A 24,647-nucleotide genomic window follows, 5' to 3' on the forward strand; every position below is an offset into this window, starting at 1 on the left:
TCTCCTTTATTCTGCCGTAACGTTATGCCTCGCTTGGATAGCGTCAACGAATCGCTCAGTTATGCTCTGCGGTCTCGTAATGGCCCCCCGACAACAACCGCATACGCACCTATCTCTAATAGTTCCGCTGCCTGTTCAGGCGTATAAATGCGGCCTTCAGCGAACACTGGAATTGGCACGCGTTGCGATAATTCCTGAACTAGCGTCATATCAGGTCCCTCGAACGCTGGGCTGTAATCGGTATAGCCAGACAACGTCGTTGAAATAATGTCGAAGCCGAGACGATAAGCTGCAAGTCCTTCTTCGAGTGTTGAAATATCCGCCATCAATAAGCATGAATAATTGGCCTTAACCTTCCGGATGATATCCTCCAACTTCTCGCCATCCGGTCTCTCACGTAATGTCGCATCCATCGCCACGATATCGGCCCCTGCCTTCACAACCGCTTCGACATCGCTGTATTTCGGGGTAATATAGATGTCCGAATCCGGATAATCTACTTTCCAGAGTCCGATGATCGGTAGATCCACTTGCTCACGAATCGCTGCAATATCAACCGGTGAATTCGCTCGAATGCCTGCCGCTCCACCACGCGCTGCGGCTACGGCCATCTTCGCCATCACATCACTTCCATGCAAAGCTTCCCCGATTAATGCTTGACACGAGACGATCAATTTCCCTGCAAAACGTTGAATAAGATCCTGTTGATTCATGTTATACACATCCCAGCTGATAGATTTGTTAAACACGGGCAGCCATTTTGATTTCCGGCGCAATACTCCACTTTATATATCAATAACGGCGGTTTACTCCAGATTAACATCGCCTGAACGCACTGTAAACCCATTATTATACAAAAATAAACCTGGAATCTTATCCATTTGATGAAAAAAAACGAGTGTGATTGAAGAGGAATCCCTTCATCCACACTCGTTCCCTATACGTTCACATCGCTACCGGATGCTGCGTGTTGAATCTCTAATAATGAGCTCCGGCTGCAGCTTGACGATCGTGCTGCGCTTACTCGTACCTTGAATCTGCTTCATGATGAGCTCCACAGCGGTTCTCGCGATTTGCGTCGCAGGCTGCCTAACTGTTGTTAAATGAGGCCGCAACGATTCAGCAAGATACTGATCATCGAATCCGACAATCGAGACTTGATCCGGCACCCTGATTCCCGCTTCCGATAAGGCATTTATCGCCCCAAAGGCTAGATTATCATCCCCGGCAAAGATAGCTGTCGGTAACCGATCCTCTTGAATCCATCGCCGTACGATATCATATCCGTCTGAAATCGAAAATTCTGCCTCCTCCACAATAAATGGCGCCAGTCCAGCTTCGGATAATGCGCGCAGAAAGCCTTTCTCCCGATCGATGGAGCTTCGAAACACGCGCGGGCCGCTAATATGAGCAATCCGTGTATGGCCTAATTCAATCAAATATTTGGTTGCATCATACCCGCCCTGATCATTATCAACGATGACACTGGAGACCGACGGCGTGTTCAACTGGTTATCGACGAGCACGAAGGGAAGCTTCCGCTTCTTCAATTCCGTCACGTAATCAAGTTCATGGATCGGAGAGAGGATAATGAGGCCATCGACTCGCTCCTCTTGAATCAAGTAAGGATTCTTGTCATCCTTATCCTTGGATACAGACAGCACCAGGAAATAGCCATGCGTTTCTAATTCTGAAGTAATCTCATGCATAATTTCATCCAGAAAAGAGTCATGCAGTGTTGTTGCAATGAGACCCACGATGCGCGTCTTCCCCCGGGCAAGCGTCCTAGCCGCCGCATTCGGAACATAATCCAGCTCTTTGACTGCATCGAGCACCCTTTGCCGATTTTTCTCACGAACAGAAGGTGAATTATTCAGAACCCGGGATACCGTGACCACGGATAAACCCGATTTTTTTGCCACATCAAAAATACTGACCTTCATCCCGCTTCTCTCCACCCACCATAGGGCAACCCCTATTTATTCAGACGCTCCAACAATTTCGTAATTTTTTCTTGGATGCCAGGCAGCGCCGCTTCCACCTTCTGATCTCCATTCTGAACGGACTGGAATTCATTGATGAGCAACTCGTTCAACTGCGAATAATTCGAGATCAGATGGTTATAAGATTCGACACCATATTTATTAGCACCTTCATACACTTGCTTAATAACCTGAGGATCAACGCCCTCAAAGCTATTATAATATTTCTCCTTGGCATTGTCATTGACTGGAGGCGTACCGCCACTGAGCTCGATTGACTTTTCCTGCACATCTGTCGTCAGCATATATTTAATGAACTCATACGCCTCTTTGGGATGCTTCGAATCTTTCAAGACGAACAATGGGTCGACATAGAGTACGCTTCGCACATCTGGATTTCCGCCAATTGGAACCGCAGCGACACCAACTTTGAAATTAAAGTCCTTCTGGCTTGCGAGACTCCACGAACCGACGACCGACATCCCGATTTTTCCGGAGAGGAACGGATCTCCGAATTGGCCGGCTACCGCTTTGGAGAAAGCAGGAGGCGGAGATACCTTCTGATCCCAGATCAACCCGATCCATTTCTGGTAGGCCGCAATCGCTTCCGGAGAGCCGAAGTATGTCTCACTTGGTTTGCCTCCATTGGTCCATGCATCATCAGAGTACACTTTGGCACCGAAGTAAGCCGGGCGCATATCCAGCTCACCCCATCCAAAATCAACACCATATTGCGTCTTCGTGATGTCATCGCTAACCACTGTTAACTTCTTCGCAATCTCTACCATTTTATCGAACGTCCAGCTCTTATCTTCATAATCCGATGGCGGATACGGTACGCCGGCCTGGTCGAACATATCCTTGTTATACAACATTAACGTTACGTAGTTGTTCGAAGGAATACCATAGGTCTTTCCGTCTACTTTATAGATGTTCATCAATTGTTCTTGAATGCCGTAATCGGATGCTTTGAAGTTATCTGTCTTCATAATGTCCGTAAGATCCGTCAGTAGTCCCTTATTGTAATACTCCATGAAGCCGCCGTAGCCGAAGTGGGATGTAATGTCAGGCGATTTTTTGGCAGCGATGTTCGCTTGCAGCTTAGAGTCGAATTGCTCGTATGGCGCTTTATCGACCTTCACTTTAATATTCGGGTGTTTGCTCTCGAAATCCGGAATCAGCTTCTCTACGAACGTGCGGTCCGGTGAATCAATCGTATAATACGTAATCGTGACCGGATCCGAGCTGCTTCCTTCCGAAGATCCTCCTTTCCCGCATGCTGACAAGAAGAGCGTGAGCAGCATGGATGTTGCAAGTAGAACCAACCACATTTTACGACCGTGTTTCATTCTGATATCCCCCTTAACAATGTGAATATACATTAATTAATCGCAGAACGATTACTTAATACCTGTAAGTACAATCCCTTCCGTAAAGCGCTTCTGAGCGACGGCGAACAACGCTACGACAGGAATCACCGCCATAATCGCTGCACACATGAGCAGGTTCCAAGGGGCAATGCGGAATTTGGATGAGATCATGGCCGCCATCCCGATCGGCAGCGTGAATTTCTCCTGCGAATTCAAATACAAGACCGGTGCCAAGAGATCATTCCAACTCCATACGAAAGAGAAGATTGCGACCGTCGCTAGCGCAGGGCCTGAGAGCGGCAAGGCGATGCTCGTGAACATTCGAATCACCGACGCGCCGTCGATTTTCCCGGAATCATACAGCTCATTCGGAAGCGTATTGAAGAACTGCCGCAATAAGAAGATCTGATACGCGGACCCAAAAAAAGCAGGTACAATCAATGGTAAGAACGTATCCATCCAATCCAGCTCCGAGAACAATAGAAATTGCGGAATCATAATGGCCGGATAAGGCAGCATCATCGTCGAGATCATGAGCATGAACATCAAATTTCGCCCTTTGCCACGATACCGGGAGAACCCATAGGCAACGACAGCCGACGAGAAAACGGTTCCAATAACAGTAAACACAGCAATAATGATACTGTTCTGATACAACACGCCGAACTTAATCTCATCATTCGTGAACAATTCCTTGAAGTTCGCCCATTGAAAAGATTGTGGAATCCACGTTGGAGGAAAGAGCAGCATTTCGCTCTTCGTCTTAAGCGACGTCGAGATCATAAAGAAGATGGGCGAGATCATCGCGGCTGTACATACGATTAGAATGAGAAAAGCGAGCCCGCGGCTGATGAAATGTTTGTTCATCATGATTCTTTGCCCCCCTCATAGTACACATAGCGGTTGGATGTCTTCATGATGATGTACGTGATGATCAACACGGCAATGAGGAGCAGCCATGCCATAGCGGAAGCGTAACCTAAACGGAAGTTCTTAAAGGCTGATTCGTATAAGTGGTAGACATAAAATCTCGTGGAGTAATTCGGACCGCCTTGGGTCATTACATAGGCTGGAGTAAACACTTGGAAGGATTCAATAATGGCCATAATTAATTGAAATAAGAAGATCGGAGAAATCATCGGGAACGTTACATTCCAGAATGTGGACCATCGGCTTGCGCCATCTAGTCTAGCCGCTTCCAGCAAGCTTGCCGGCACGCCTTGCAGTGCTGCGAGGAAGATCAACATCCCTGCGCCCATTCCCCAGAAGGACATAATGATCAGCGCCCATAAGGCAAGATGTTCATCCAAGAACCAGAGCTGCGGCTTCACACCGAACCAAGATAAGATGTAGTTAAAAAAACCGATCTGAGGATTGAAAATCCAGAACCAGAGCAATGACATCGATACCCCGGACACCATACTCGGAAAATACATCGCCGTTCGGAAGAAGCCTTGGGCAGGTATTTTCTGATTGATTAACATCGCGAAGATCAGCGATAGGATCAAGGTAAGCGGCACACTGATAATCGTGTACTTGAAGGTCACCCAGATCGATTTGTAGAACAATTCGTCTTGGAATAGTTCTTGATAGTTCGCAAGACCAACGAACTTCGGCGAGCTGATAATGTCATAATCCGTAAAACTGTATACCAGTGATGCTCCAATTGGGTATAATGCAAAGATAAGAAATCCGAGAAGCCACGGCATAATAAAGAGATAGAAATAGAAATTCTCTCTGCCGGTTGCGGATAATTTCATCCTGCCACCCTCCCCCTTTTTATTTTTAATGCCACCAAAATTAAAGGGCTTTAACTTTCAGATACAAAAAAACCTTTAACTTCTAGGGTGACACAGCAGACACCATACCTTAAATCCATTGAATCTATTATTAGATACAAGATTTATTGAATCTAGCGATTCGTGCTGTGTATGTATCCCAAAGTTAAAGGGCTTTAATTTTGATGTATATCGTTAATATATCACGAATGGATAAAATTTCAATATCTATTTTTATTTTTTAAAAAGTGAACTTTTTTAATGATCATACGTAATATTAATGAATGACTCAGTGAAACATACATAACAAAAGGAGCTGGTTACATGATCGTTGTAACAACAGAACATATTGCAGGACACGAAGTTGTTGAAGTTCTCGGTCCCACATTCGGCGTCGTTGTGCGTGCACGGGGGATCGGTGGGGATATTATGGCATCGTTAAAAGGACTCGTCGGTGGAGAAATCAAACAATATACGCAAATGATTGAAGATGCTCGTCGCCAAGCGATGGATCGGATGGTGCAGAATGCCCATGCGATGGGGGCTGACGCGATCGTCATGATGCGGTTCGACAGCGGCGAAGTTGCACAGAATATGAGTGAAATCGTGGCCTATGGGACAGCGGTTAAAGTGAGAAGAACATCATGATGTGGCTCTTCGGCTACGGAGGGCTTCAAATCCTGATTTTCCTGGTCCTCTTGTGGCTGAGCTGGGCATACTATGATAAACGTTACCGCAACAGATCCCCTCAAGACAAAAGCCCGCTCTATTCCGGGGACTTTATCAAAACCAATGAAATCTTCGTCGACCCGAAGGACGGCCTAACTTACCAGGTTTATTATAATCCGAAGACCGGCGAACGTGAATATGTTGTCATCAACGATAAATAATTCTGAACTCATAATTTATTAAAATCAATAAAAGGGAGCCGCGCGGGATGCGGCTCCTCTTTTTTATGCATTAAGGTACGATTGCAATTGATTCATCGGATGGAGCACAGCACTTCCATGGCACACTTCAAGCTGTCTTGGCTTAAGCTTCTCGACAATGCGTGCGCTGTTCATCGCTTGGTCCATATCGGCTGTGAACATCGGCATGGGCCGCTTCAACTTGCTCCCGCTGCTGTTCGAAGTGAATAAATCACCCGCGAGCAAGATCTCATCCCCTTCATGGTAGAACACGACATGTCCTGGTGAATGCCCCGGCGCGAAATACGGCGTCACCCCACCGATCGGAAGCAATTCCCCTTGTTCATTGACTGGCAATGGCCGTACAAGCCCGCGCTTGACGTTGTATTCCAGCTTTTTGCGGCGAGGATACATGCGTTCCCCCTCCATATAAGGAATCTCATCCGCATAAGCATAGACTTTGGCCCCCGTCGCCTCGACGATGGCATCGATCACCCCCACATGATCACTGTGACCATGCGTTAACACAATCGTACGAATCGGTCCCTGATTTAATTGTTTCACATGATCGAGCACCCCTTGAGCCATGCCCTTCATCCCTGCATCAACGAGGGTCCAGCCTCCTTCGGCTTCATCACGCACTAACCAGATATGCACAGGAATGAACGGAAATATCAGCCACCCTTTTCCTCTCCAGATATGTTCCGATACTTGTGTCCACTTCATGTTACTTCTCTCCCTTTTCCGTAAATTGGTGAATCATCCCTGCGAGCATGACATCCATGGTCGTATCCATGATAGGCGTAAGGCGCTCCATCAGAGCTATCGTGGCTTCTTCATGATCGATATACGTATGCACAATCCCCATTAACATGTAGAAATAAATCCGTGAACAAGTGAGGCGCTGTTCTGCAGTCAATCCGCTTGGCAAATTCGAGAGCAGTACCTCTTCAAGCAGACGATAAATATCTAGCCGCAGCTGGTTAAGCGGCAATACCGGTTCCACTTCATCCACGCGAACCGATTTCAGCGTGATAAGCACGGATGCAATGCTGCGATGCTTCAGGCAGAACGCGATCCATTTCCGGCTAAGCTGCTGTAGAACGCTACGCGGCTCATCCCCGGCGTGCAGTAATGCCGTCGCTTCTTCCTTGAACGCGGTAAGAGGTGGAATCACCAACTGATGCAGCAGGTCCTCCTTATCCTTGCAATGCATATAGATTGCCGTGTGCGAGCATCCCGCTTGCTTTGCAATTTCCCTCATCGTGACCGTCTGGAAGCCGCGCTCTTCGAACAATTCCCCGGCAGCTTGCAAGATCCGTTGTTTCGTTTCTTCTGCACGTGTACCTTTTATTTTCGATGGTGTCTGATTCACCAGTAAACCCCCTCAATTTAAAACTAACCGTTGGTTACTAACCATTGGTTACATATTATGCGACTGACGTTATTTTGTCAACCCAACATTTAGAATTCCATGAGTGTAAGCCATAAATCCGCCACCTCCATGACCGTTTACATAGAAGCGGACACTTTATCACAAAATAGAAAAAAACAAACGGGAGTGACTGCTGAATGTCCAAGAAATCTCACATACACCGCTTACGAACCATCATGATGCTGACATGCCTGTGCCTTGCCTTCGCTTCCTGCAGCAAACCGATGGATCATCCCAAAACCTACAATGCCTCCGGCAGCTTTCACGACCAAGTGGTACTAACCGAGAAAGACGGCACTGTATGGGTCCCTGTCAAACAAGCGGTTCAATCGTTAGGTTTCCAATTGCACGAGACCAGAAACCGAACCTTGATCGGATACACCGATCCCATGTATGAAATACAGACCGACAATTTGGAAGCGACCTCCCTCGGCTCGCCTGTTACCTTAAGCCAAGCACCTATCCGCTTAAAAGGCCGGTTGTATATGTCGACGAATGCAATGTCTGAGCTTCTGCAGACGAAAATGTATTGGAACAAAAACCAGCGCAAAATGATCATCGGGAACCTCCAAGACAAAGGACCGATCAACTCCCATCTAAAACCACAAAGCGTTACCGGAATGCGGGCGCTTAGTAACGGGGGAGCGAACCCGGAAGCGATTATCAATTACGCGCGCAACTATCTAGGAACACCTTATGATTTTGGAGCTCAGCCCTATGCCGAATCCAAAAAATTCGACTGCTCCTCCTTCACGCAGCATGTGTTCGTGAATTTCGGCATCAATTTACCACGACTCGCGAGGGATCAAGCCAATATGGGAACCCCCGTTACCAAGAGCAACATGGCAGCGGGCGACCTCGTCTTCTTCCGCGTCCCTGGAAGGTTCAATGACGCCAGTATCCCAGGACATGTCGGCATTTATATGGGAAATGGCAAATTCATTCATACCTGGGGGGATCCAGGTGTTCAAATCAGCGATATAACCTCCGGGCACTGGGCAGAGAACATGTTATTTATTCGCAGAGTCTTGTAGAGGTTGTTCAAAATCTAAAAAAAGGACATGAGCACAGCCCAAGGCTGCCTTCATGTCCTTTTCCAATTTCCCCTGCGTATAGGGTCATCTTAACCTAACCTTCGGTCGTTCTTGTTCTAATCAGGGTATCTACACGTTGCTCCATTTGATCCATATAGGCGCGAACCGCTTGAATCTCCTTCTGCTCGCCTTGATCCCTCACATACAACTGATCCTTCGTTTTCTGTAAGACAGCGAGAAACTCCTTCACCATCGTTCCGGTCACCGTATTCGCCTGTTCCTGAGCAAGCTTCTGCAGCTCTTGCTTCATTGCCGGTTGCAGCTTGAACGTCTCCCAATCGTACGTCGGCGTATTGTTCAATCCAAGCAGCACGATGTGCAACTCATTCAAATATCGTTGTTTGATTCGATCATAGCGCGGCGACGCGGTATAGGAAGTCAAATACTTCTCCGCATGAAGAGCCCGCTGGAACAGCTCTTCACGGGGAATCACGAGTCCCGCATCTTTGGCAGCTGGTTGATTCGAGTCCTCCGCCATCAATGCGATATATGCTTGTATCGGCTTCGATACGCTCGCCTGGAACGACTTCAGTGCTTCGAAATCCACGACAGGGAAAATCATTCCCTCAGCGGATTCCAGCTTATATTTCCCTTTGAACAGGCTCGTTGCTATGAACGTTTTTGTCAAATCCACGTATTTACTAATCAAATGTCTTCACCGAAACACTAAGCGCGAGAGTAAATAAGCGAGCGACGGTCGGCACGCTGCTATCCGTGGGTTGGTTACCACATTCTATGCCTTCGTCAAGGAGAGCTTTTACTAGCTAGCAACGCACATTCGGATTATTTATCCTAGTGCAAACGGGCGCTCGTATGTTCTCTCCCGAACCTTCGTTTACTCCCGGGCCTAATGTTCCGGTGTTTTTCCTTAGAGTCTCAGTGCTTTGGTATGTTATCGTGTTTAAACTTCACGATCTTCCTTGCTCTGCAATTCGAGCAACAGCCCAAATAAATCCGACTAATTCTCGCGCAACGGCGCCGATGGCAACATTTTTATGTTTGCTTTTTCCGAATACAAGTCGACGGTATTTATTGTGCAATCTTTCTTGCGCTTTCCATGACAGTAACTGTACTTCGGCAGGCAGTCCTTCCAATCGCTTGGCAAGATCTCCTTTAACAGCAGGCCGGTGCCGGTAGCTCCAAGCCGACTCCACTAGCGTACGTCGCAAATGTCCATTCCCTGCTTTAGTCATAGAGCCTCTTCGTGTTGTCTGACCTGACGAATATTCACGAGGAACAAGTCCTAAATAAGCCATGAGTTGCGTAGGCGAACGAAATCTCTCGAATGATCCGATTTCTGCAGCAATTGTAATCGCTGTTATATGCGCAACACCGCGTAGTGATTGCAGAATCTGAATTACGGAGGACTTCGCGCCTGTCGTAGCTTGTTGGAGAAGTGCATTTTCTAATCGACCGATCCGATGCTCGATCTCTTCGAGTGCATGAAGCATTTCCGTAAAGACAACTTCCATAGCTTCGTGCTGGAATGTTAGCGCTGCGAGCCAGACGCGATACTTCTTTGTCCAGCGTCGTTGAATTGACTCTGGTGGATGAATCTGGTGCCGCAACAGAAATTTAAGTATCCGTTGACGAGCACGATGCGCATCCTCCCTAGCAGCTTCGCGGGAACGAACAAGGTCCCGCAGCGCTTCGTCATCACGTGTTGGTACATGAATAGCCGTCAACTCGCCAGCACGAAAAAGACGAGCAAGCTGCTCTGAATCCCGACGATCTGTTTTGACATGGTCACCCGGACGTTTTGGCATGAGAGAGGGTGCAATGACAATGCAGCTCGCACCCATAGATTCGATCCAACGCTGCGTTTCGTAGCCTGTAGGGCCTGCCTCGTAGCAGAATGCAAGAGAGTCCGCGGGCCCTAATTCTTTTATTAATTTTCGAAGAGCGCCAGGGGTATGCGCAATAGTGCCATAGTAACGTGGGAGTTCACGGCCTGGATCTGCAATGGCTACTGAAATTTTTTCCTTTGATACATCTAAACCGATAAACTTTGTGACATACTGCATAGTAACAGCTCCTTTTGCTTTGTAGCTCTGAAATGGTTTGTACTCCTACTCTCCATTTTTAACCTACGATACTAAGCAAATACGGGGCTGCTTTACGTTCATCATAGCTAACAAGTCTTTCAGCTTCGTATCCTTCAGTTGTGCAGCTTGTTCCAGCGTAATCGGCCACTTTAGCTTCAACAGCTTCTGCTGGACATCTGGATTGCTCACTTGTGCTTCAGCTTCTTGCAGGTTAGAGCCATAGAAGCCTTCAAGCAGCGTGAACATGGCATCCGCTTGCTCCACTGTAGCCCCCTTCAAATAACGTTCCGTTGCCGCCACGGCTTCCGCTGCATCCTTTGTCTTCGACAATTCTTTCTGAAGTAAGGCTTCCAGCTTCTCCACGGGCTTTGTCGTATGCTCTGTTGATGTCTCCAGCGGCGGCGTAGCAATTGGCTTATGCGTCCCTTGATCCGAGGTGTTACCTGTATTGGAACTACATGCTGTCACTGCTGCTAGCATGAGACATATGGAAACGATGACCATGTATCGTCGCAAAGTGATCCCTCATTTCTTGATGAATCTGATATGCACTAGACGCATCAGGAGGAAGGATAGTTACAAATCCAAATGGAATTTGGGCAAAGAAAAAGCCATGAACTCGTATAGTTACGAGATGCATGGCTTGTTTTCCATCCTTATTTGGATTTCGTAATGGCCGTCTCCGGTGTCGTCAGACGATCGTAGAAATCGACAGCTTTATCCTTATCATCCGATGCACGCAGCGCCATCGCAGAACGAGGATGCTCGTCCAATGTGCCCGTAATCATGTAAGGAATGATATATCCCCACTCTTCGCGTTCGCGGAGCGGAATCATGTAACGCTCGATAATATCAAGCACAGGGCGCAAGGAGTATTTGCTGTGCTTCAGATGCGTAACAAGAAGCTCGGTCGGACAGTTCCCAGCAGCACGGCCCATCCCGTATACCGATGCGTCAAGCAATTCGACGCCAAGCTCAGCAGCAATGAGCGTATTGGAGAATGCCAATTGCATATTGTTATGCGTATGCACGCCTAGACGTTTGTTCGGCAAATGTTGTTTAAACTTCTCTACGAGATGTTTCATATCGTTATGATCCAAGCTACCGTAAGAATCGACGATATAGACAACGTCCACGACACTTTCGTTGATCATCTCGAACGCTTCGAGCAGCTCATGCTCCATCACATTCGACAAAGCCATGATGTTCAGCGTTGTCTCATAGCCAAGATCATGGAATTTCTGCACCAAATCAAGCCCTTTATCAACGTCTTTGCTGTAACATGCTACACGGATAAGATCGAGCATGCTCTCGCTGCGAGGTAGAATGTCGTTTTCATCGACACGGCCGATATCAACGAGCGCAGATAGTTTTGTATTTCCTTTTTGCGGGATGACTTTACGAAGGAAATCATCATTTAGGAAACGCCAAGGTCCGACTTCATCGGCACCTTTTAATAATTTCGGGGAGTTCTTGTAGCCGATTTCCATATAATCAACGCCTGCTTCATTCAACCCAGCATATAGATTCTGAACGAATTCGATGCTGAAATCCCAATTGTTCACTAGGCCGCCATCACGAATGGTGCAGTCGACGATTTTGCAATGATTTGTCTTCATTAAGCTTGTCTCCTTTGATCCTCTTTTTCATTTCCTTCCATTCTACTTGAATTAGTGTGGTAAATCAAAAGGATTTTCCGCAAATCACACCACATTTCGACGCAATTTCGCCAAAAATTAAGGATGTTCAATTTCCGGTAAACATGTTATAGTGAAAATGTTCACAATGATAACTATTCTCAATTATAATATGAAACAAGGGTGACTTTCGATGAACAGCCAAGCAATTGTAAACCTAGCCAGCGTTGCCCCAGGTTCAACCGTACGCATTCATAGCTGTGCCGATCTCCATGTCCTCGTAAGCAGGAGGCTGCTTGATTTAGGCATTACCATTGGATCAGAGGTCCACATGAAACGGAAAGCGCCTTTCGGCGGGCCAATCACTTGCGAATCAAACGGACAGATGTTCGGTATCCGCAGACAAGAAGCAAAGAAGATCGAGGTGATCTTGGTATGAGAACGATTGCGTTAGCTGGTAATCCGAATACCGGGAAAACCTCCCTGTTCAACACCCTCACGAAATCTTACGAATATGTCGGTAACTGGTCTGGTGTGACGGTCGAAAAAAAGGTTGGGCTGCTGCGGAACAAACAGGGCCAGCTCGTCGATCTTCCGGGCATCTATTCCTTGCATCCGGTCTCCAGCGACGAAGGCGTTGCTGCGAATTTTCTGCTTACAGAATCGCCAGATGCCGTATTGAATATCATCGACAGCTCTCAGCTCGAAAGAAACTTCTATCTAACTGTACAGCTGCTTGAATATAACAAGCCCTTTCTCATCGGATTAAACATGATTGATGTCGCTAAGGCACGCGGGATATATATTGATTCAGATAAATTGTCCAACCTTCTGCAGGTCCCTGTTCTACCGATTGTCGCACGTACGGGACAAGGCACGAATCAAATGCTGAGTCATTTATCCGATCCGAACTTACCTGTTAGCCAATTCCAGATTCCATACGGACCCATTGTTGAACAAGCAATAACGGCTTGTATCCGTGCGCTCCCTCAACAAGAGGGGTTACCGGATCCTCGCTGGCTAAGCTTGCAATTTCTCGAGAATAACCCGGTTGTAATCGATAGACTGACCAGCATCATGTCGTTGGAACCTCTGCGAGCGATCTACGAACAGACCGAAGAGGCTCTCCGTGCATCGGGAGAAGCCCTGCACCTGCCGCAGTTCATCCGCAGTGTGCGGATGGACTTTATTCGACAGCTTATGGATCAATGTGTGGACAAAAGGCAATCTGAGTCCCATACACTAACCGAACGGATCGACGCGATCATAACGCATAAATGGCTTGGTTTGCCTATTTTCCTTGCATTTATGTTCCTGCTGTTCAAGCTTACTTTCGACTGGTTCGGACAGCCCCTCTCCGATGTATTGGACGGATTTATCGGCGGTCCGGTCAGCGACCTGGCGAATCAGGCGTTAACAGCCGTTGGCGCTTCCGAGTTCACCCATGCCTTGATCGTGGATGGGATTATTGCTGGCGTAGGCGGTGTTCTCGTCTTCGTCCCTCAAATTTTCATGCTGTTCTTCTTAATTTCATTGGTTGAAGACTCCGGTTACATGGCCCGCGTGACGCTTGTGATGGATCGCGTCATGGAGATGGTAGGACTCAACGGCAAAGCCTTTATCCCTTTTATTATCGGATTTGGCTGCAACGTGCCTGCGGTAATGGCTGCGAGATCGATCGAGCAACCGAAGGAACGGCTTGTTACGACACTGCTCACACCGCTCATGTCTTGTTCGGCAAGGCTGCCGGTCTATAGTCTGTTCGCTGGCGCATTTTTCATCAGCAACAAAGCGGTCGTCGTCTTCTCGTTATATCTGCTTGGCATCGTCATGGCATTAGCCTTGGCCAAGTTGTTCACGCATTTATTCTATACAGGGGAGAAGTCGATCTTCGTCATCGAGATTCCGCCCTACCGCATGCCTCAAGCCCGCTCCTTGCTGCGCAACACGTGGGAAAAAGGGAAAGGCTTCATTCGTAAAGCTGGTACATTCATTCTCGGAGGATCGGTCGTGATATGGTTCTTATCCTATGCGGGACCCAGTGGGTTCGGCGTCGACATGGATCATAGCTTCCTTGCATGGATTGGTGGATTATTCGCTCCCATTCTTGCACCTCTTGGGTTCGGCACTTGGCAGGCGGGAGCATCTCTGTTGACAGGGTTTATGGCCAAAGAAGTCGTCGTCTCCACCATGAACATCATTTATCATACGCCGGATATGTCAGGCTTAGAGACACAGATCAAGCACGCGTTCTCACCACTTCAAGCATACAGCTTCATGGCCTTTATTCTACTGTATGTCCCTTGCCTTGCTACCGTAGGCGTCATCAGGAAAGAGACCGCTTCGATGCGCTGGACGTTATTCTCCATCGGATATGGATTAACGCTCGCATACATTGTCTCCGTACTTATCTATCAGATCGGGCGATGGATCGGGCTCACGTAATGAACAATTCCTACATGGGAGGAGCGAAATGAAGATGGTAGATATTCTAATTGTGTCAGTGATCGTCCTGTATGCCGCATGGACATTATACCGATTCTTCCGTAAGAGCAGACAAGGAGCATGCGCTTCCTGTTCACAGAATAAATCATGCCAGATGAACCAATGTTCGACGCCTTCATCACAGCAATCTGGCTCCAAAGAGATATAAAAAGAGAGGAAGAGCTTACGATCAGCTCTTCCTCTCTTTCGGTTTTACGAATCTTCTTGTGATATGAACAGTTCGGTAATCGTACGGACCATCTCGCCCGTCGCCCCTTTGCTATCAATCCCACGGTCCTTCATCAGGAATGCCGTTCCGCCTGTATCCAAATGAATCCATGGCATCCCATCCGCAAAGGTGCCGATGAATAATCCTGCCGTAATCGTTGCACCATGAGAACCGGTACTATTACGCAAATCGGCCACATCGCTCTTCAACATATCCCAGAACTCATCGTATGCAGGCAGCTGCCACACCTTCTCGCCCGTCCGTCTGGATGCCGCGATGAACTCCTGCAAGAACGTCTCATCATTCGTAACCGCACCGGTAGCCACATCTCCTAACGCTACGAGTACCGCTCCCGTAAGCGTTGCCACGTCAATGAGCTTCGTTGCCCCCAGCTGCTTCGCATAGGTGATGCCATCCGCCAAGACAACTCGGCCCTCGGCATCTGTATTCAGAATTTCAATGGTACGTCCGCTGAGTGTCTTCACAATATCCCCAGGTTTAAACGCCGTTGATGAAGGCATGTTCTCTGCCGATGGAATCACCGCAATGACATTGATACGCGGGCGCAGCTGCGCAATGGCTTGCATGACCCCTAGAACAACAGCGGATCCGCCCATATCGCTGATCATTTCTTCCATCCCTGCTGCCTTCTTCAAGGATATGCCGCCTGTATCAAAAGTGATTCCCTTGCCAACCAATCCGAACACATCTTCGGCATCGTCTGCGCCATGATATTTAAGTACGATCATCCGCGGCGGATTCGCGCTGCCTTGCCCAACGGCAAGCAATCCCCCCATCCCAAGATCCGCGATCTGCTGCTCATCTAGAATCTCGACTTCTAGCTGATGGGCATTCGCGATCTTGACGGCTTCCTCTGCGAGTAACTTTGGTACGAGCATATTACCTGGAATGTTGGTCAAATCACGAGCCAGATTGGTTGCTTCCGCATAAATCTGTCCTGTCTGTACCCCCTCTATCCAATGATGCGTAGCATCTTCCAGATCGGACGCCTCACGCAGATAGATGAATTCCGATACACCTTGGTATTTCGATTGATTCAGGTGATACTTCTTCATGCGATAAGCCCCATGCAGGAAACCTTCGGTCAAGGCACGAGCACAGGTGTAAGACGGCCGTTCGGTCACGATAACCTCATGTACAGCGGGTACGACCCACGTTACCGTTGCCGCCTTCAATTTCACTACCGCTCTGCCTGCCGCCTGCGCGGCTCTACGCAGCACATCAGGCTGCAGCTCACGGCTTCCGAGTCCTACGAGCATTACTGTCTTGAATTGAAAGACGCCACCGACCGGCATCGCGTAGACCTGATTCTGTTTGGCTTCGAATAAGCCTTGCGCAGCAGCTGCCTGCAGCACCCCATCCAAATCCGGATGGATGCTCCCTGCCTTCAATTGTTCCTTTCGAATGGGCCAGACGATGACTTCCGTCTGTACATTCGTAAGCCCGGTCATCGCATCACACCGTATTGTTGTTTTCATGGTAGTCTGATCACCAGTCCTTCTTCGTTATTGCTACATTATATTCAGATTATGCCCAGTAATCGATTATACTCTGTATATGAGGAACAAAAAAGGCGGCAATTTGTCTGCCGAATTTCGTTTTATTTGGACATGATCAGACGAAAATATTGGTGATACGAAAAAGACTTTTATAAGGAAAAACGGAATTCTCCCTCATAAAAGCCTTTTTCATAGACCTGACCTTATACAGCACATTGGGCCATTGGCAGCGTTAGCGTAAATTCAGTCCCCACACCAACTTGACTGTTCACATGGATCGAGCCGCCGTGGTTCTTCATAATACGCTCACTCACCGACAACCCTAATCCTGTTCCTGACGGCTTCGTCGTATAGAAGGGTTCGAACAGCTTTTTCTGCGCGAGCTTACTCATGCCTTTACCATTATCCCGAATCATGATTTTGAGCTGTTCTCCGGTACTCTTCACTGCCAGTTCAATGAGACCCGGCACTTGCTTCCCGGATTCACAGATCGCATCCATCGAATTCTTCATCAAATTCAATATCACTTGCTTCATTTGTTTCACGTCGATCGCTACTTGCCAATCCGTAATCGATTCCTCCCGTACTTGAATCTGGCATCCGCGCATTAACGCTTCACTCTCTATCAGCATAATAACCTCACGAAGCAGCGAATGAATCCCCTTACAGGTTTTTTCCGGCTTCGTAGGCTTGGACGAATTAAGAAATTCATAAATAATATCATTGGCGCGATCGATTTCCATTAGAATAATGCGCGTATATTCTTCCTTCCCGATCGCCATCAAATAGGGCTTCAATAACTGAATAAAACCTCGAATCGCTGTAAGCGGATTCCGAATTTCATGGGCAATGGCCGCAGAAATCTGCCCCAGCATGACCAGCTTGTCCTGCTGATACGTCGTCTGTTCGACATCCTGGTAGACCGAGACGTCCTTGATCGTTAACATGCAATACCCGCCCATGCGCGCGGAATTCGTGATCGTAATGAGCCAATGCCGATTATTGTTATCCAATAACTCATACCGCGTCAGTTTGTGCCTGAGAACGGCTTTGGTCACCTGAATGATCAGTGAGCGGAATTCCCGCTTGAGCGCCGGGTGGCGCATCAATTGCTTAAGTGAATAACCTTGCAGCGTATCTCCTGAAATTTCGAGTAAACGCAGCAATTCCTGATTGGTGAAGCATAACATCCCACTCGAATCGAATAATAATACGCCGCTATCCAACTGCTGAAGTGCATTCTCATATACGTGATTCCGAAGATCTACCGCCAAAGCTATACCCCCCTTAGCTAAAAATGCAACTTTATCACCATCATAGTAAAAAAATGGCAAATTGGTCAACCATAGATCCTGTCGAATTAGAGGTAGTTTTAGCGTATACAAAAAAAATCTTACCTTAGAGGTAAGATTTAAATCATTCGAATATTTTGAACGCGGACTTTAAGACTTATTCTTCTGCAATAATCGCTGTTTCCGATGACTCATTACTGCGAGCCGTTTCTTCAATTGCATCTGCCAAGCTGTATCATTCAAGTGCCCTGCGACCGTCAATAGATCAAGTGCCATATCAATCTGCGTCTTCACCACTTCGAGCGGATCCTCATGTTCCGAATTGACACAATTCTCATACATGTCCTTCTCTTCTTCAAGCACATAATCCCGGAAATCCACCTCATCTGCCCCGTCACCATGCGCATACTCGGCCAATATTTCGTATTCGTTCTCCACCATATGATGCACTTCAACCCGATAACAGACCGGACAGAACAGAAGAGGTACGTTGTGAATCTGGGTCTGAAAATGCTTCAATGTCCCCTTCGTTCCCATCATACTCGCGCCGCAACAAAAACTCATTTTGACATCCTCCTCCTACAACTATTCCTTGTGGAATCATCTGCAATGCACCATTCGATTCGTCCAATTCACAGGACCTATATAACAAAGTCAAGCTGCACTTCGCGGTAAGCGTTTTCTTGTGTGTGCTTACAATCATATTCGCGATACACCGTTAGAATTCCTTTTTTGTGAAAGTTATAAACCCATTTTCAGCGACATATAGATGAAAGACAATGACACCAATAAGGAGGGAAAACCTTTGTCCTTCATCATTCCGATTTGTTCTAAGCAGATTAGCTATCTGCTGTACAATGACAGCACCCACGAGCTTCATGCCCAGTATCATAACGGAGAGATCAAATCTTTCACTTCCGTAACCAAGGACATCTACGATTCCTTAGTTCAATCCGAGAACCGTTATGACGACTTCATCCAGTTCATGGTGAGTAGCAAATGAATGATGTAACCCACGATTCCAGCGTAAAAGGAGGTCGCTATGTTCGCATCGGAACATGCTCATCTACTCCCTGCATATCATCACAACGTGCTGCAGCTTATGGTTGTTAGCCCGACCACCCTTTATGCATACTGGGAAATTTCTGAGCGTACCATCACAGCTGTTACTCGCCATTATAACACCGCTTGGGCCTCTATGCCCAAAATTATGCGACTCTATGAAAATAATGGCACCCTCTCTAGTATTTCGCACGATGTCACAAAATATACGGATCATTCGGTAGGCGATGCGAAATCCTGGTATTTTCACCAGCTCACACCTGCTAGATCGTATACTGCGGACTTTGGAACCTATAATGTCTATCATCAGTTCGTTCCGCTGCTCCGTGGAAATATCGTGAGAACGCCAAGAAATCGGGCAGCGACAATCGACCCAGGACACCCTCAGTTCGAACATGGTCATGCGCAAGACATCTGGCTGAACCAAGGTACGACCTTGGAGCACACTTCCCCGTACCGTGAATTCTCTACCTATTCCGTCTATCATACCAAAGAAGGAGTTCATACATGAATTTGAATGCCCAAGGTTATCTCTCTCTTATTCTTCATGCACATTTACCTTATGTGCGTCACGCAGACCGAGATGATGTTATGGAGGAACGTTGGTTTTTCGAAGCCATGACAGAGACGTATTTGCCAATGCTGCTCATGTTCGATCGATTACATCGCGATCGCGTTCCATTTCGGCTTACGCTCTCTCTGTCACCGCCTCTTCTTGCGATGATGGATGATTCGCTGATGAGTGAGCGTTATACTGCCTATCTGAATAAGCTCATTCAGCTCTCTGAACGAGAACAAGAACGGAATCAGAATCAACCCGAATTTGCCGAACTTGCGGCCATGTACACCCAAAGATGGACCGAGCTGCTCGAATATTACCAAGCATGCGGCCATCGCGTTATTCCGAAATTCCGTTATTACCAAGATGAAGGCTGCATTGATATTATGACTTGTTCGGCAACTCACGCATTCCTGCCTTTCCTGAAACATGAAGTATCCATCAAGGCACAATTAATGGTCGGCGTCCTTGAATATGAACGCCATTTCGGACGGAGACCTCGGGGGATCTGGCTGCCGGAATGCGCCTATACTGCTGAATGTTCGCCACTCTTGCAGGCCGCGGGACTGCAATATTTTGTTGTTGATTCGCATGGTCTTGAACATGCTTCACCGAAACCGTCCCGTGCGCTGGCAGCGCCTGTGATGACAATGCACGGAATTCACGCATTCGCAAGAGATCCTGAATCATCACGGCAAGTCTGGAGCAGTCACGAAGGCTACCCAGGCGATCCAGACTATCGGGAGTATTATCGCGATATTGGATATGATCTTGGCTGGGGGGATGCCGAGGAATGGGCGTATATCAAACCGTATCTTCTCTCTAATGGCGCTCGGATTCACACCGGCATGAAATACTATCGCATCAGCGAGAATGAACAAGACAAAATGCCTTATCACCCGGAATGGGCGCAGCACAAAGCAGCGAAGCATGCAGATCATTTCCTCTACTGCCGAGAACAACAAATTCAGAATTACCAAGCGCATTGTGATCGCAAGCCGCTGATTGTCAGTCCGTATGATGCCGAATTATTCGGTCACTGGTGGTATGAAGGGCCGTTATGGATTGAAGCCCTATTCCGTAATCCTCGAAGCCAACAAGGGACCATCGCTTTTATCACGCCAGAAGACTATCTGCGCGAATATCCGGTATCCGAGGAAGTGGATATTCCGTTCTGCAGCTGGGGGAGAAATGGCTATGCCGAGGTATGGCTCGGGCAAGAGAATGATTGGATTTATCGATTACTGCATCAAGCAGAAGATCGGTTATTACATACGCTGCAGCATCATAGCACGAATCTGTGGGGGCATACCGCCGTCGCAGAACGGGTATTGAATCAATCCATTCGCGAGTTGATGCTCGCACAGAGCAGTGATTGGGCTTTCATTATGGATGCGAAGACCGTCCCTACTTATGCCGCTGCACGCACGGAACATCATCTGAAGCAATTCCATGAGCTCATCGATATGATGGAGCATCGATTCTACGATGTGGAATCTCTTGAACGTATGGAGCACCACGCAGCCTGTCTGACGTCTGTGCACTATGAACTCTATACGTCAGCCTTATCGAGTCCTCCGCCCATGTTGCTGCCGGATGCCTATAAAGCGGACGCCGGAACCCCTTGGCGTCATCGTAAAGTGCTCATGCTCGCCTGGGAATTTCCGCCGCTCGTGATTGGCGGGCTTGCCAAGGCGGTATTCGATTTATCTCGCTATCTTGTCGATCAACGCATCGAAGTCCATGTTATTACAAGGTCCGTACAGGGTACTCCTTCGTATGAGCGCATGAAAGACATCCACGTCCATCGCGTCCATGTTCTGCAGACCACGACTCCGGTCGATTTCATGGATTGGGTCTTTCAATTAAATTTGGCTATGACCGATTATGCGGTTCTACTGATGGAGAGCGGTCATCATTTTGATTTTATCCACGCGCATGACTGGCTTGTCCACTACACGGCCAAAGATTTGAAGGAATATGCCCGAACGCCGCTTATCGCAACGATTCACGCCACGGAACATGGCCGGAATCACGGCATCATTGAACACGATGTACAACGTCGTATTCATCAGATGGAGACCGACCTTACAGCTATTGCGGATCAAGTGATCGTATGCAGCAACGCGATGGTCCAAGAAGTACAGTCCCTATTCACACTTCCTGCATCCAAAGTATCTATGATTCCGAATGGCGTCGAAATCGCATCTTTAGTCCCTCATTCAGTCGAGCGGGATTACACCAGTCTTCGCTTACAATATGCTGCGCCACATAACAAAATCTTGTTCTATATCGGACGATTAGTCTATGAGAAAGGCATCCAAGTCTTAATTGAAGCACTCCCCCTTATCCACTCATCCGTTCCAAATACCAAGCTGATTATCGCAGGAACAGGGCCCATGAGAGCAGAACTCGAAGCACTCGCCGCGCGACTTGGACTTACTTCCCATGTTACTTTCACAGGCTTCATTCACGATGATACGCGTAACGACCTGTTACAGCTTGCAGATGTCTGCGTCTTCCCAAGTCTCTATGAACCTTTTGGTATTGTTGCCCTTGAAGCGATGCAGAGCGGTACCCCCGTTGTCGTCTCCGATACGGGTGGGCTAGCAGAGATTATTGAGCATGGCGTAGATGGGTACAAAGCCCTGCCCGGCCATCTCGAATCCCTTGCCTGGCATGTAACAGAAGTGCTGCTGCATCCTGAGATCGCGAAGAACATGGCAGCGAACGCGCTTCGCAAAGTAGAACAACGCTACGATTGGAAATCAATCGCCGTCTCTACCAAACAAGTGTATGAAGGAGTGATTATGCGATGAAAGCAGTGATTATGGCAGGCGGTAAAGGTACGCGTCTGCGTCCTTTAACCATGCAAACCCCGAAGCCGATGGTACCTCTCTTGAATCGGCCTTGTATGGAATACATTATCGAGCTGCTGAAGAAGCATAACATTACCGATATTGCCGTGACCGTGCAATATTTGCCGGAAGTGATTCGTGATTATTTCGGGGACGGGTCGGCGCTCGGCGTGAATTTGCATTACTTCGAAGAGACCGAACCGCTAGGAACCGCTGGCAGCGTGCGTAATGCATCCACCTTCTTGGATGAGACCTTTATCGTCATCAGCGGCGATGCGCTGACGGATTTCAATTTAGATGACGCGATCGCCTTCCATCAGGAGCGCGAATCCATCGCCACCATCGTCTTGACCGAAGTCGATACGCCGCTCGAATATGGTGTTGTCATGACCGATCAGGAAGGACGAATTACTCGATTCCTTGAGAAGCCAAATTGGAGTGAAGTATTCAGCGACACCGTCAATACGGGGATTTATATTCTTGAACCGACAATCTTCGAGCTCATTCCTGCCAAGCAGGTCTATGACTTCAGTATGCAGCTCTTCCCGCTCCTGCTAGAGAACCATGCGCCGTTATTCGGTTACATTGCCGAAGGTTATTGGTCCGATATCGGAAATCTGCAGCAATACCGCGAGACACAATTCGATATGCTGGATCGCAAGGTGCAAGTACATATTGCCGCCGATGAAATTGCTCCAGGAATCTTCGTAGAAAATCACACAACCTTAACGGATCGCGTAACCTATATAGGCCCCGTTTATATCGGTGCGAATACCCACATTGCTCCCGGAGCCATTCTCGGTGAGTATTCCATCATCGGCAGAAGCAATCAAATTCTTCAGGGCACACATATCGATCGAACCATTCTATGGGATCATAATCAGATTGGACCGGATTGCGAATTGCAAAGCGCGCTTGTCTGCGACCGGAACTTGATCGGTCAACGTACACAACTGCAAGAGAATGCTGTGATCGGATCAGGATGCACACTTGGACCTGAAGTGACCCTAAAGTCCAATGTGAAGCTATGGCCGAATAAGGTTATTCTGCCAAGCAGTAAAGTGCATACCTCCATCATCTGGGGGGAACAGACGATGCATCAGCTCTTCCGCGGCAAGGGGGTTTATGGTATCCCGAATTCGGAGATGACGCCTGAATTCGCTGGCAAACTGGCAGCGGCCTTCGGCTCCATTCTGTCGCCTACGACCACCGTCGGTCTCTGCAGCTCAACGCATCCCTTCGCTTCCATGATGAAGTTTGCTTTCGCTGCCGGGCTGCAAGCCGCAGGCATTCATGTCCTCGATCTCGGGACAGGAACGACCGCGGTCTGCCGAAACAGCGTTCAGACGATGCAGCTGAACGGCGCCGTTCATATGCGTATGATCGATATCCAAGGCCAAGATCATTTGCTCATTGAACTGCTCGACAGTCAAGGGCTCCCACTTGCGAAAAGCCTCGAGCGGAAAATAGAAAATGCCTTCTGGCAGGAGGATTTCATTCGGGGACCGGTCAATCAAATTGGTGAATACCGCCAGTACAATTATGCGGAGACCGACTATATGCAGAAGCTCGTCAAAGCCCTCTCCGCCATCGCTATGCTGCCGCATCCCGTGTTCGCCGTTCTGCAATACGATCCACAGGATCACGGGGCATTCATTGAACGGTTCGCAAGTCAAATCCTAGGGCATCGTATTATTTTGCATCGTAACGGCAGCAGTAAAGCGCATGACAAAGAACTCATCGATACCGTCATGCATACCGATGCAGATTTTGGGATTCAGTTAGGACGCAATGGGCAAGGACTCCTTCTCGTGCTGCGAGACGGGACTCGGATTACGGATGAACAATTGCTTGCACTAAAGATTCTAGCCGCCAGCAAATTAAATAAATCCGTTCGTCTAGGGGTCCCGGTGAGTGCTCCTCAAATCGTAGAATCGCTTGTCGCAGACTCTCCACTGTCCCTTGTCCGTACGAAGGAAAATAATCGCGCCCTGCTCGAGTCCAGTCGAGACTTTCTTTTCCACCCCTTGCTCGATGACATCTACGCGGTTAGCCTCATCATCCAAGCGATGATGACGGAATCCATAACGCTTGAAGGTCTGATATCCCAAATTCCATACTTCTACACCGCCAAAGAAGTCATTCCGTGCGCTTGGCATGAGAAAGGTTCGATGATGCGCCAAATTCTCAAAGCGACCAAACATCAAGCAACAGAGCTCATCGATGGCATTAAAGTGATGACGGAAGAAGGCTGGGTCATTATTCTGCCGGATCATGATGAGCCCCTATTCCGCGTCATCGCACACGCTTCATCTGAGACGAATGCGGAACGAATGATCTCGAATTATTGCAACCAACTTGTTAGATCGAATTCGCCCCTAAGGAAGTGATGAC

The 24,647-nt window shown here is 48.0% G+C and carries 23 protein-coding genes and 1 pseudogene; 10 read left to right on the forward strand and 14 right to left on the reverse strand.

Annotation, left to right across the window (positions count from 1 at the left end):
• Window positions 1–6 precede the first annotated feature (6 nt).
• From GCU39_RS18080 to GCU39_RS18100, 5 genes and pseudogenes are all read right to left on the reverse strand, one after another.
• A pseudogene (locus GCU39_RS18080) lies at window positions 7–713 on the reverse strand (N-acetylmannosamine-6-phosphate 2-epimerase).
• A gap of 240 nt (window positions 714–953) precedes the next feature.
• Window positions 954–1,943, reverse strand: coding sequence for a LacI family DNA-binding transcriptional regulator (locus tag GCU39_RS18085; protein WP_152394794.1), 990 nt, complete (start codon window positions 1,941–1,943; stop codon window positions 954–956).
• Window positions 1,944–1,975: 32 nt separating this feature from the next.
• Complete coding sequence (locus GCU39_RS18090) at window positions 1,976–3,331, reverse strand: ABC transporter substrate-binding protein (RefSeq protein ID WP_152394795.1); 1,356 nt, start codon at window positions 3,329–3,331, stop codon at window positions 1,976–1,978.
• Between the two features lie 51 nt (window positions 3,332–3,382).
• A complete protein-coding gene (locus GCU39_RS18095; protein ID WP_152394796.1) occupies window positions 3,383–4,222 on the reverse strand; it encodes a carbohydrate ABC transporter permease in 840 nt (279 codons plus the stop codon).
• Window positions 4,219–5,112, reverse strand: coding sequence for a carbohydrate ABC transporter permease (locus GCU39_RS18100; protein WP_152394797.1), 894 nt, complete (start codon window positions 5,110–5,112; stop codon window positions 4,219–4,221). The genes GCU39_RS18095 and GCU39_RS18100 overlap by 4 nt, the downstream gene beginning before the upstream one ends.
• A 342-nt stretch (window positions 5,113–5,454) precedes the next feature.
• Here GCU39_RS18100 and GCU39_RS18105 point away from each other — a divergent pair, with 342 nt between their 5' ends.
• Together GCU39_RS18105 and GCU39_RS18110 are read left to right on the forward strand one after the other, a co-directional pair.
• Window positions 5,455–5,778 (forward strand): YbjQ family protein, encoded by a 324-nt coding sequence (locus GCU39_RS18105; protein WP_152394798.1) that lies wholly within the window; start codon window positions 5,455–5,457, stop codon window positions 5,776–5,778.
• Complete coding sequence (locus tag GCU39_RS18110; protein WP_152394799.1) at window positions 5,775–6,020, forward strand: HD family phosphohydrolase; 246 nt, start codon at window positions 5,775–5,777, stop codon at window positions 6,018–6,020. Before GCU39_RS18105 ends, GCU39_RS18110 begins: the two co-directional genes overlap by 4 nt.
• Window positions 6,021–6,083: 63 nt before the next feature.
• Here GCU39_RS18110 and GCU39_RS18115 read toward each other — a convergent pair whose 3' ends face one another.
• The gene (locus tag GCU39_RS18115; protein ID WP_152394800.1) at window positions 6,084–6,764 is read right to left on the reverse strand and encodes an MBL fold metallo-hydrolase; all 681 of its coding nucleotides are present in this window, start codon (window positions 6,762–6,764) and stop codon (window positions 6,084–6,086) included.
• Between the two features lies 1 nt (window position 6,765).
• Entirely contained in the window at window positions 6,766–7,413 is a 648-nt protein-coding gene (locus GCU39_RS18120; protein ID WP_193726537.1) for a TetR/AcrR family transcriptional regulator, read from the reverse strand.
• A 197-nt stretch (window positions 7,414–7,610) separates the two neighbouring features.
• Here GCU39_RS18120 and GCU39_RS18125 point away from each other — a divergent pair, with 197 nt between their 5' ends.
• Complete coding sequence (locus GCU39_RS18125) at window positions 7,611–8,507, forward strand: C40 family peptidase (protein WP_152394802.1); 897 nt, start codon at window positions 7,611–7,613, stop codon at window positions 8,505–8,507.
• 94 nt (window positions 8,508–8,601) lie between these two features.
• On the opposite strand, the gene GCU39_RS18130 is transcribed toward GCU39_RS18125, so the two are convergent.
• The 4 genes from GCU39_RS18130 to GCU39_RS18145 all read right to left on the reverse strand — a co-directional run bounded on the left by GCU39_RS18130 (window position 8,602) and on the right by GCU39_RS18145 (window position 12,231).
• Window positions 8,602–9,201 (reverse strand): hypothetical protein, encoded by a 600-nt coding sequence (locus tag GCU39_RS18130; RefSeq protein WP_152394803.1) that lies wholly within the window; start codon window positions 9,199–9,201, stop codon window positions 8,602–8,604.
• Between the two features lie 274 nt (window positions 9,202–9,475).
• Window positions 9,476–10,591 carry an IS110 family RNA-guided transposase gene (locus GCU39_RS18135; protein WP_152393301.1) on the reverse strand — a complete coding sequence of 372 codons (1,116 nt, stop codon included), beginning with the start codon at window positions 10,589–10,591 and terminating at the stop codon, window positions 9,476–9,478.
• A gap of 63 nt (window positions 10,592–10,654) precedes the next feature.
• Window positions 10,655–11,116, reverse strand: a complete 462-nt coding sequence (locus GCU39_RS18140; RefSeq protein WP_193726538.1) for a hypothetical protein — start codon at window positions 11,114–11,116, stop codon at window positions 10,655–10,657.
• 152 nt (window positions 11,117–11,268) lie between these two features.
• Window positions 11,269–12,231, reverse strand: a complete 963-nt coding sequence (locus GCU39_RS18145; protein WP_152394805.1) for an aldolase catalytic domain-containing protein — start codon at window positions 12,229–12,231, stop codon at window positions 11,269–11,271.
• A gap of 211 nt (window positions 12,232–12,442) precedes the next feature.
• On the opposite strand from GCU39_RS18145, the gene GCU39_RS18150 reads away from it, so the two are divergent.
• Genes GCU39_RS18150 through GCU39_RS18160 form a run of 3 tightly spaced genes read left to right on the forward strand, consistent with a single transcriptional unit; the run spans window position 12,443 to window position 14,902 of the window.
• Complete coding sequence (locus GCU39_RS18150; protein ID WP_152394806.1) at window positions 12,443–12,688, forward strand: FeoA family protein; 246 nt, start codon at window positions 12,443–12,445, stop codon at window positions 12,686–12,688.
• Complete coding sequence (gene feoB, locus GCU39_RS18155; RefSeq protein WP_152394807.1) at window positions 12,685–14,694, forward strand: ferrous iron transport protein B; 2,010 nt, start codon at window positions 12,685–12,687, stop codon at window positions 14,692–14,694. Before GCU39_RS18150 ends, feoB begins: the two co-directional genes overlap by 4 nt.
• 28 nt (window positions 14,695–14,722) lie before the next feature.
• Window positions 14,723–14,902: a FeoB-associated Cys-rich membrane protein gene (locus tag GCU39_RS18160; protein WP_152394808.1), complete on the forward strand. Its 180-nt coding sequence runs from the start codon at window positions 14,723–14,725 to the stop codon at window positions 14,900–14,902.
• Window positions 14,903–14,946: 44 nt separating this feature from the next.
• Here GCU39_RS18160 and GCU39_RS18165 read toward each other — a convergent pair whose 3' ends face one another.
• From GCU39_RS18165 to GCU39_RS18175, 3 genes are all read right to left on the reverse strand, one after another.
• Window positions 14,947–16,461 (reverse strand): leucyl aminopeptidase, encoded by a 1,515-nt coding sequence (locus tag GCU39_RS18165; RefSeq protein WP_152394809.1) that lies wholly within the window; start codon window positions 16,459–16,461, stop codon window positions 14,947–14,949.
• 224 nt (window positions 16,462–16,685) lie between these two features.
• Window positions 16,686–17,756 (reverse strand): two-component system sensor histidine kinase NtrB, encoded by a 1,071-nt coding sequence (locus tag GCU39_RS18170; protein WP_152394810.1) that lies wholly within the window; start codon window positions 17,754–17,756, stop codon window positions 16,686–16,688.
• A gap of 168 nt (window positions 17,757–17,924) precedes the next feature.
• On the reverse strand, window positions 17,925–18,338 hold the full coding sequence (locus tag GCU39_RS18175) for a hypothetical protein (RefSeq protein WP_152394811.1): 414 nt from the start codon (window positions 18,336–18,338) through the stop codon (window positions 17,925–17,927).
• A gap of 241 nt (window positions 18,339–18,579) precedes the next feature.
• Here GCU39_RS18175 and GCU39_RS18180 point away from each other — a divergent pair, with 241 nt between their 5' ends.
• The 4 genes from GCU39_RS18180 to GCU39_RS18195 are packed head-to-tail and all read left to right on the forward strand — an operon-like array spanning window position 18,580 to window position 24,643.
• Complete coding sequence (locus tag GCU39_RS18180) at window positions 18,580–18,777, forward strand: KTSC domain-containing protein (protein WP_193726539.1); 198 nt, start codon at window positions 18,580–18,582, stop codon at window positions 18,775–18,777.
• Window positions 18,778–18,816: 39 nt separating this feature from the next.
• On the forward strand, window positions 18,817–19,347 hold the full coding sequence (locus GCU39_RS18185) for a DUF4912 domain-containing protein (protein WP_152394813.1): 531 nt from the start codon (window positions 18,817–18,819) through the stop codon (window positions 19,345–19,347).
• Complete coding sequence (locus tag GCU39_RS18190) at window positions 19,344–22,214, forward strand: 1,4-alpha-glucan branching protein domain-containing protein (RefSeq protein ID WP_152394814.1); 2,871 nt, start codon at window positions 19,344–19,346, stop codon at window positions 22,212–22,214. The genes GCU39_RS18185 and GCU39_RS18190 overlap by 4 nt, the downstream gene beginning before the upstream one ends.
• The gene (locus GCU39_RS18195; RefSeq protein ID WP_152394815.1) at window positions 22,211–24,643 is read left to right on the forward strand and encodes a sugar phosphate nucleotidyltransferase; all 2,433 of its coding nucleotides are present in this window, start codon (window positions 22,211–22,213) and stop codon (window positions 24,641–24,643) included. Before GCU39_RS18190 ends, GCU39_RS18195 begins: the two co-directional genes overlap by 4 nt.
• The last annotated feature ends 4 nt before the right edge of the window (window positions 24,644–24,647 follow it).

The sequence above is a fragment of the Paenibacillus guangzhouensis genome (genome assembly GCF_009363075.1).
GTDB classification, from domain to species: domain Bacteria; phylum Bacillota; class Bacilli; order Paenibacillales; family Paenibacillaceae; genus Paenibacillus_K; species Paenibacillus_K guangzhouensis.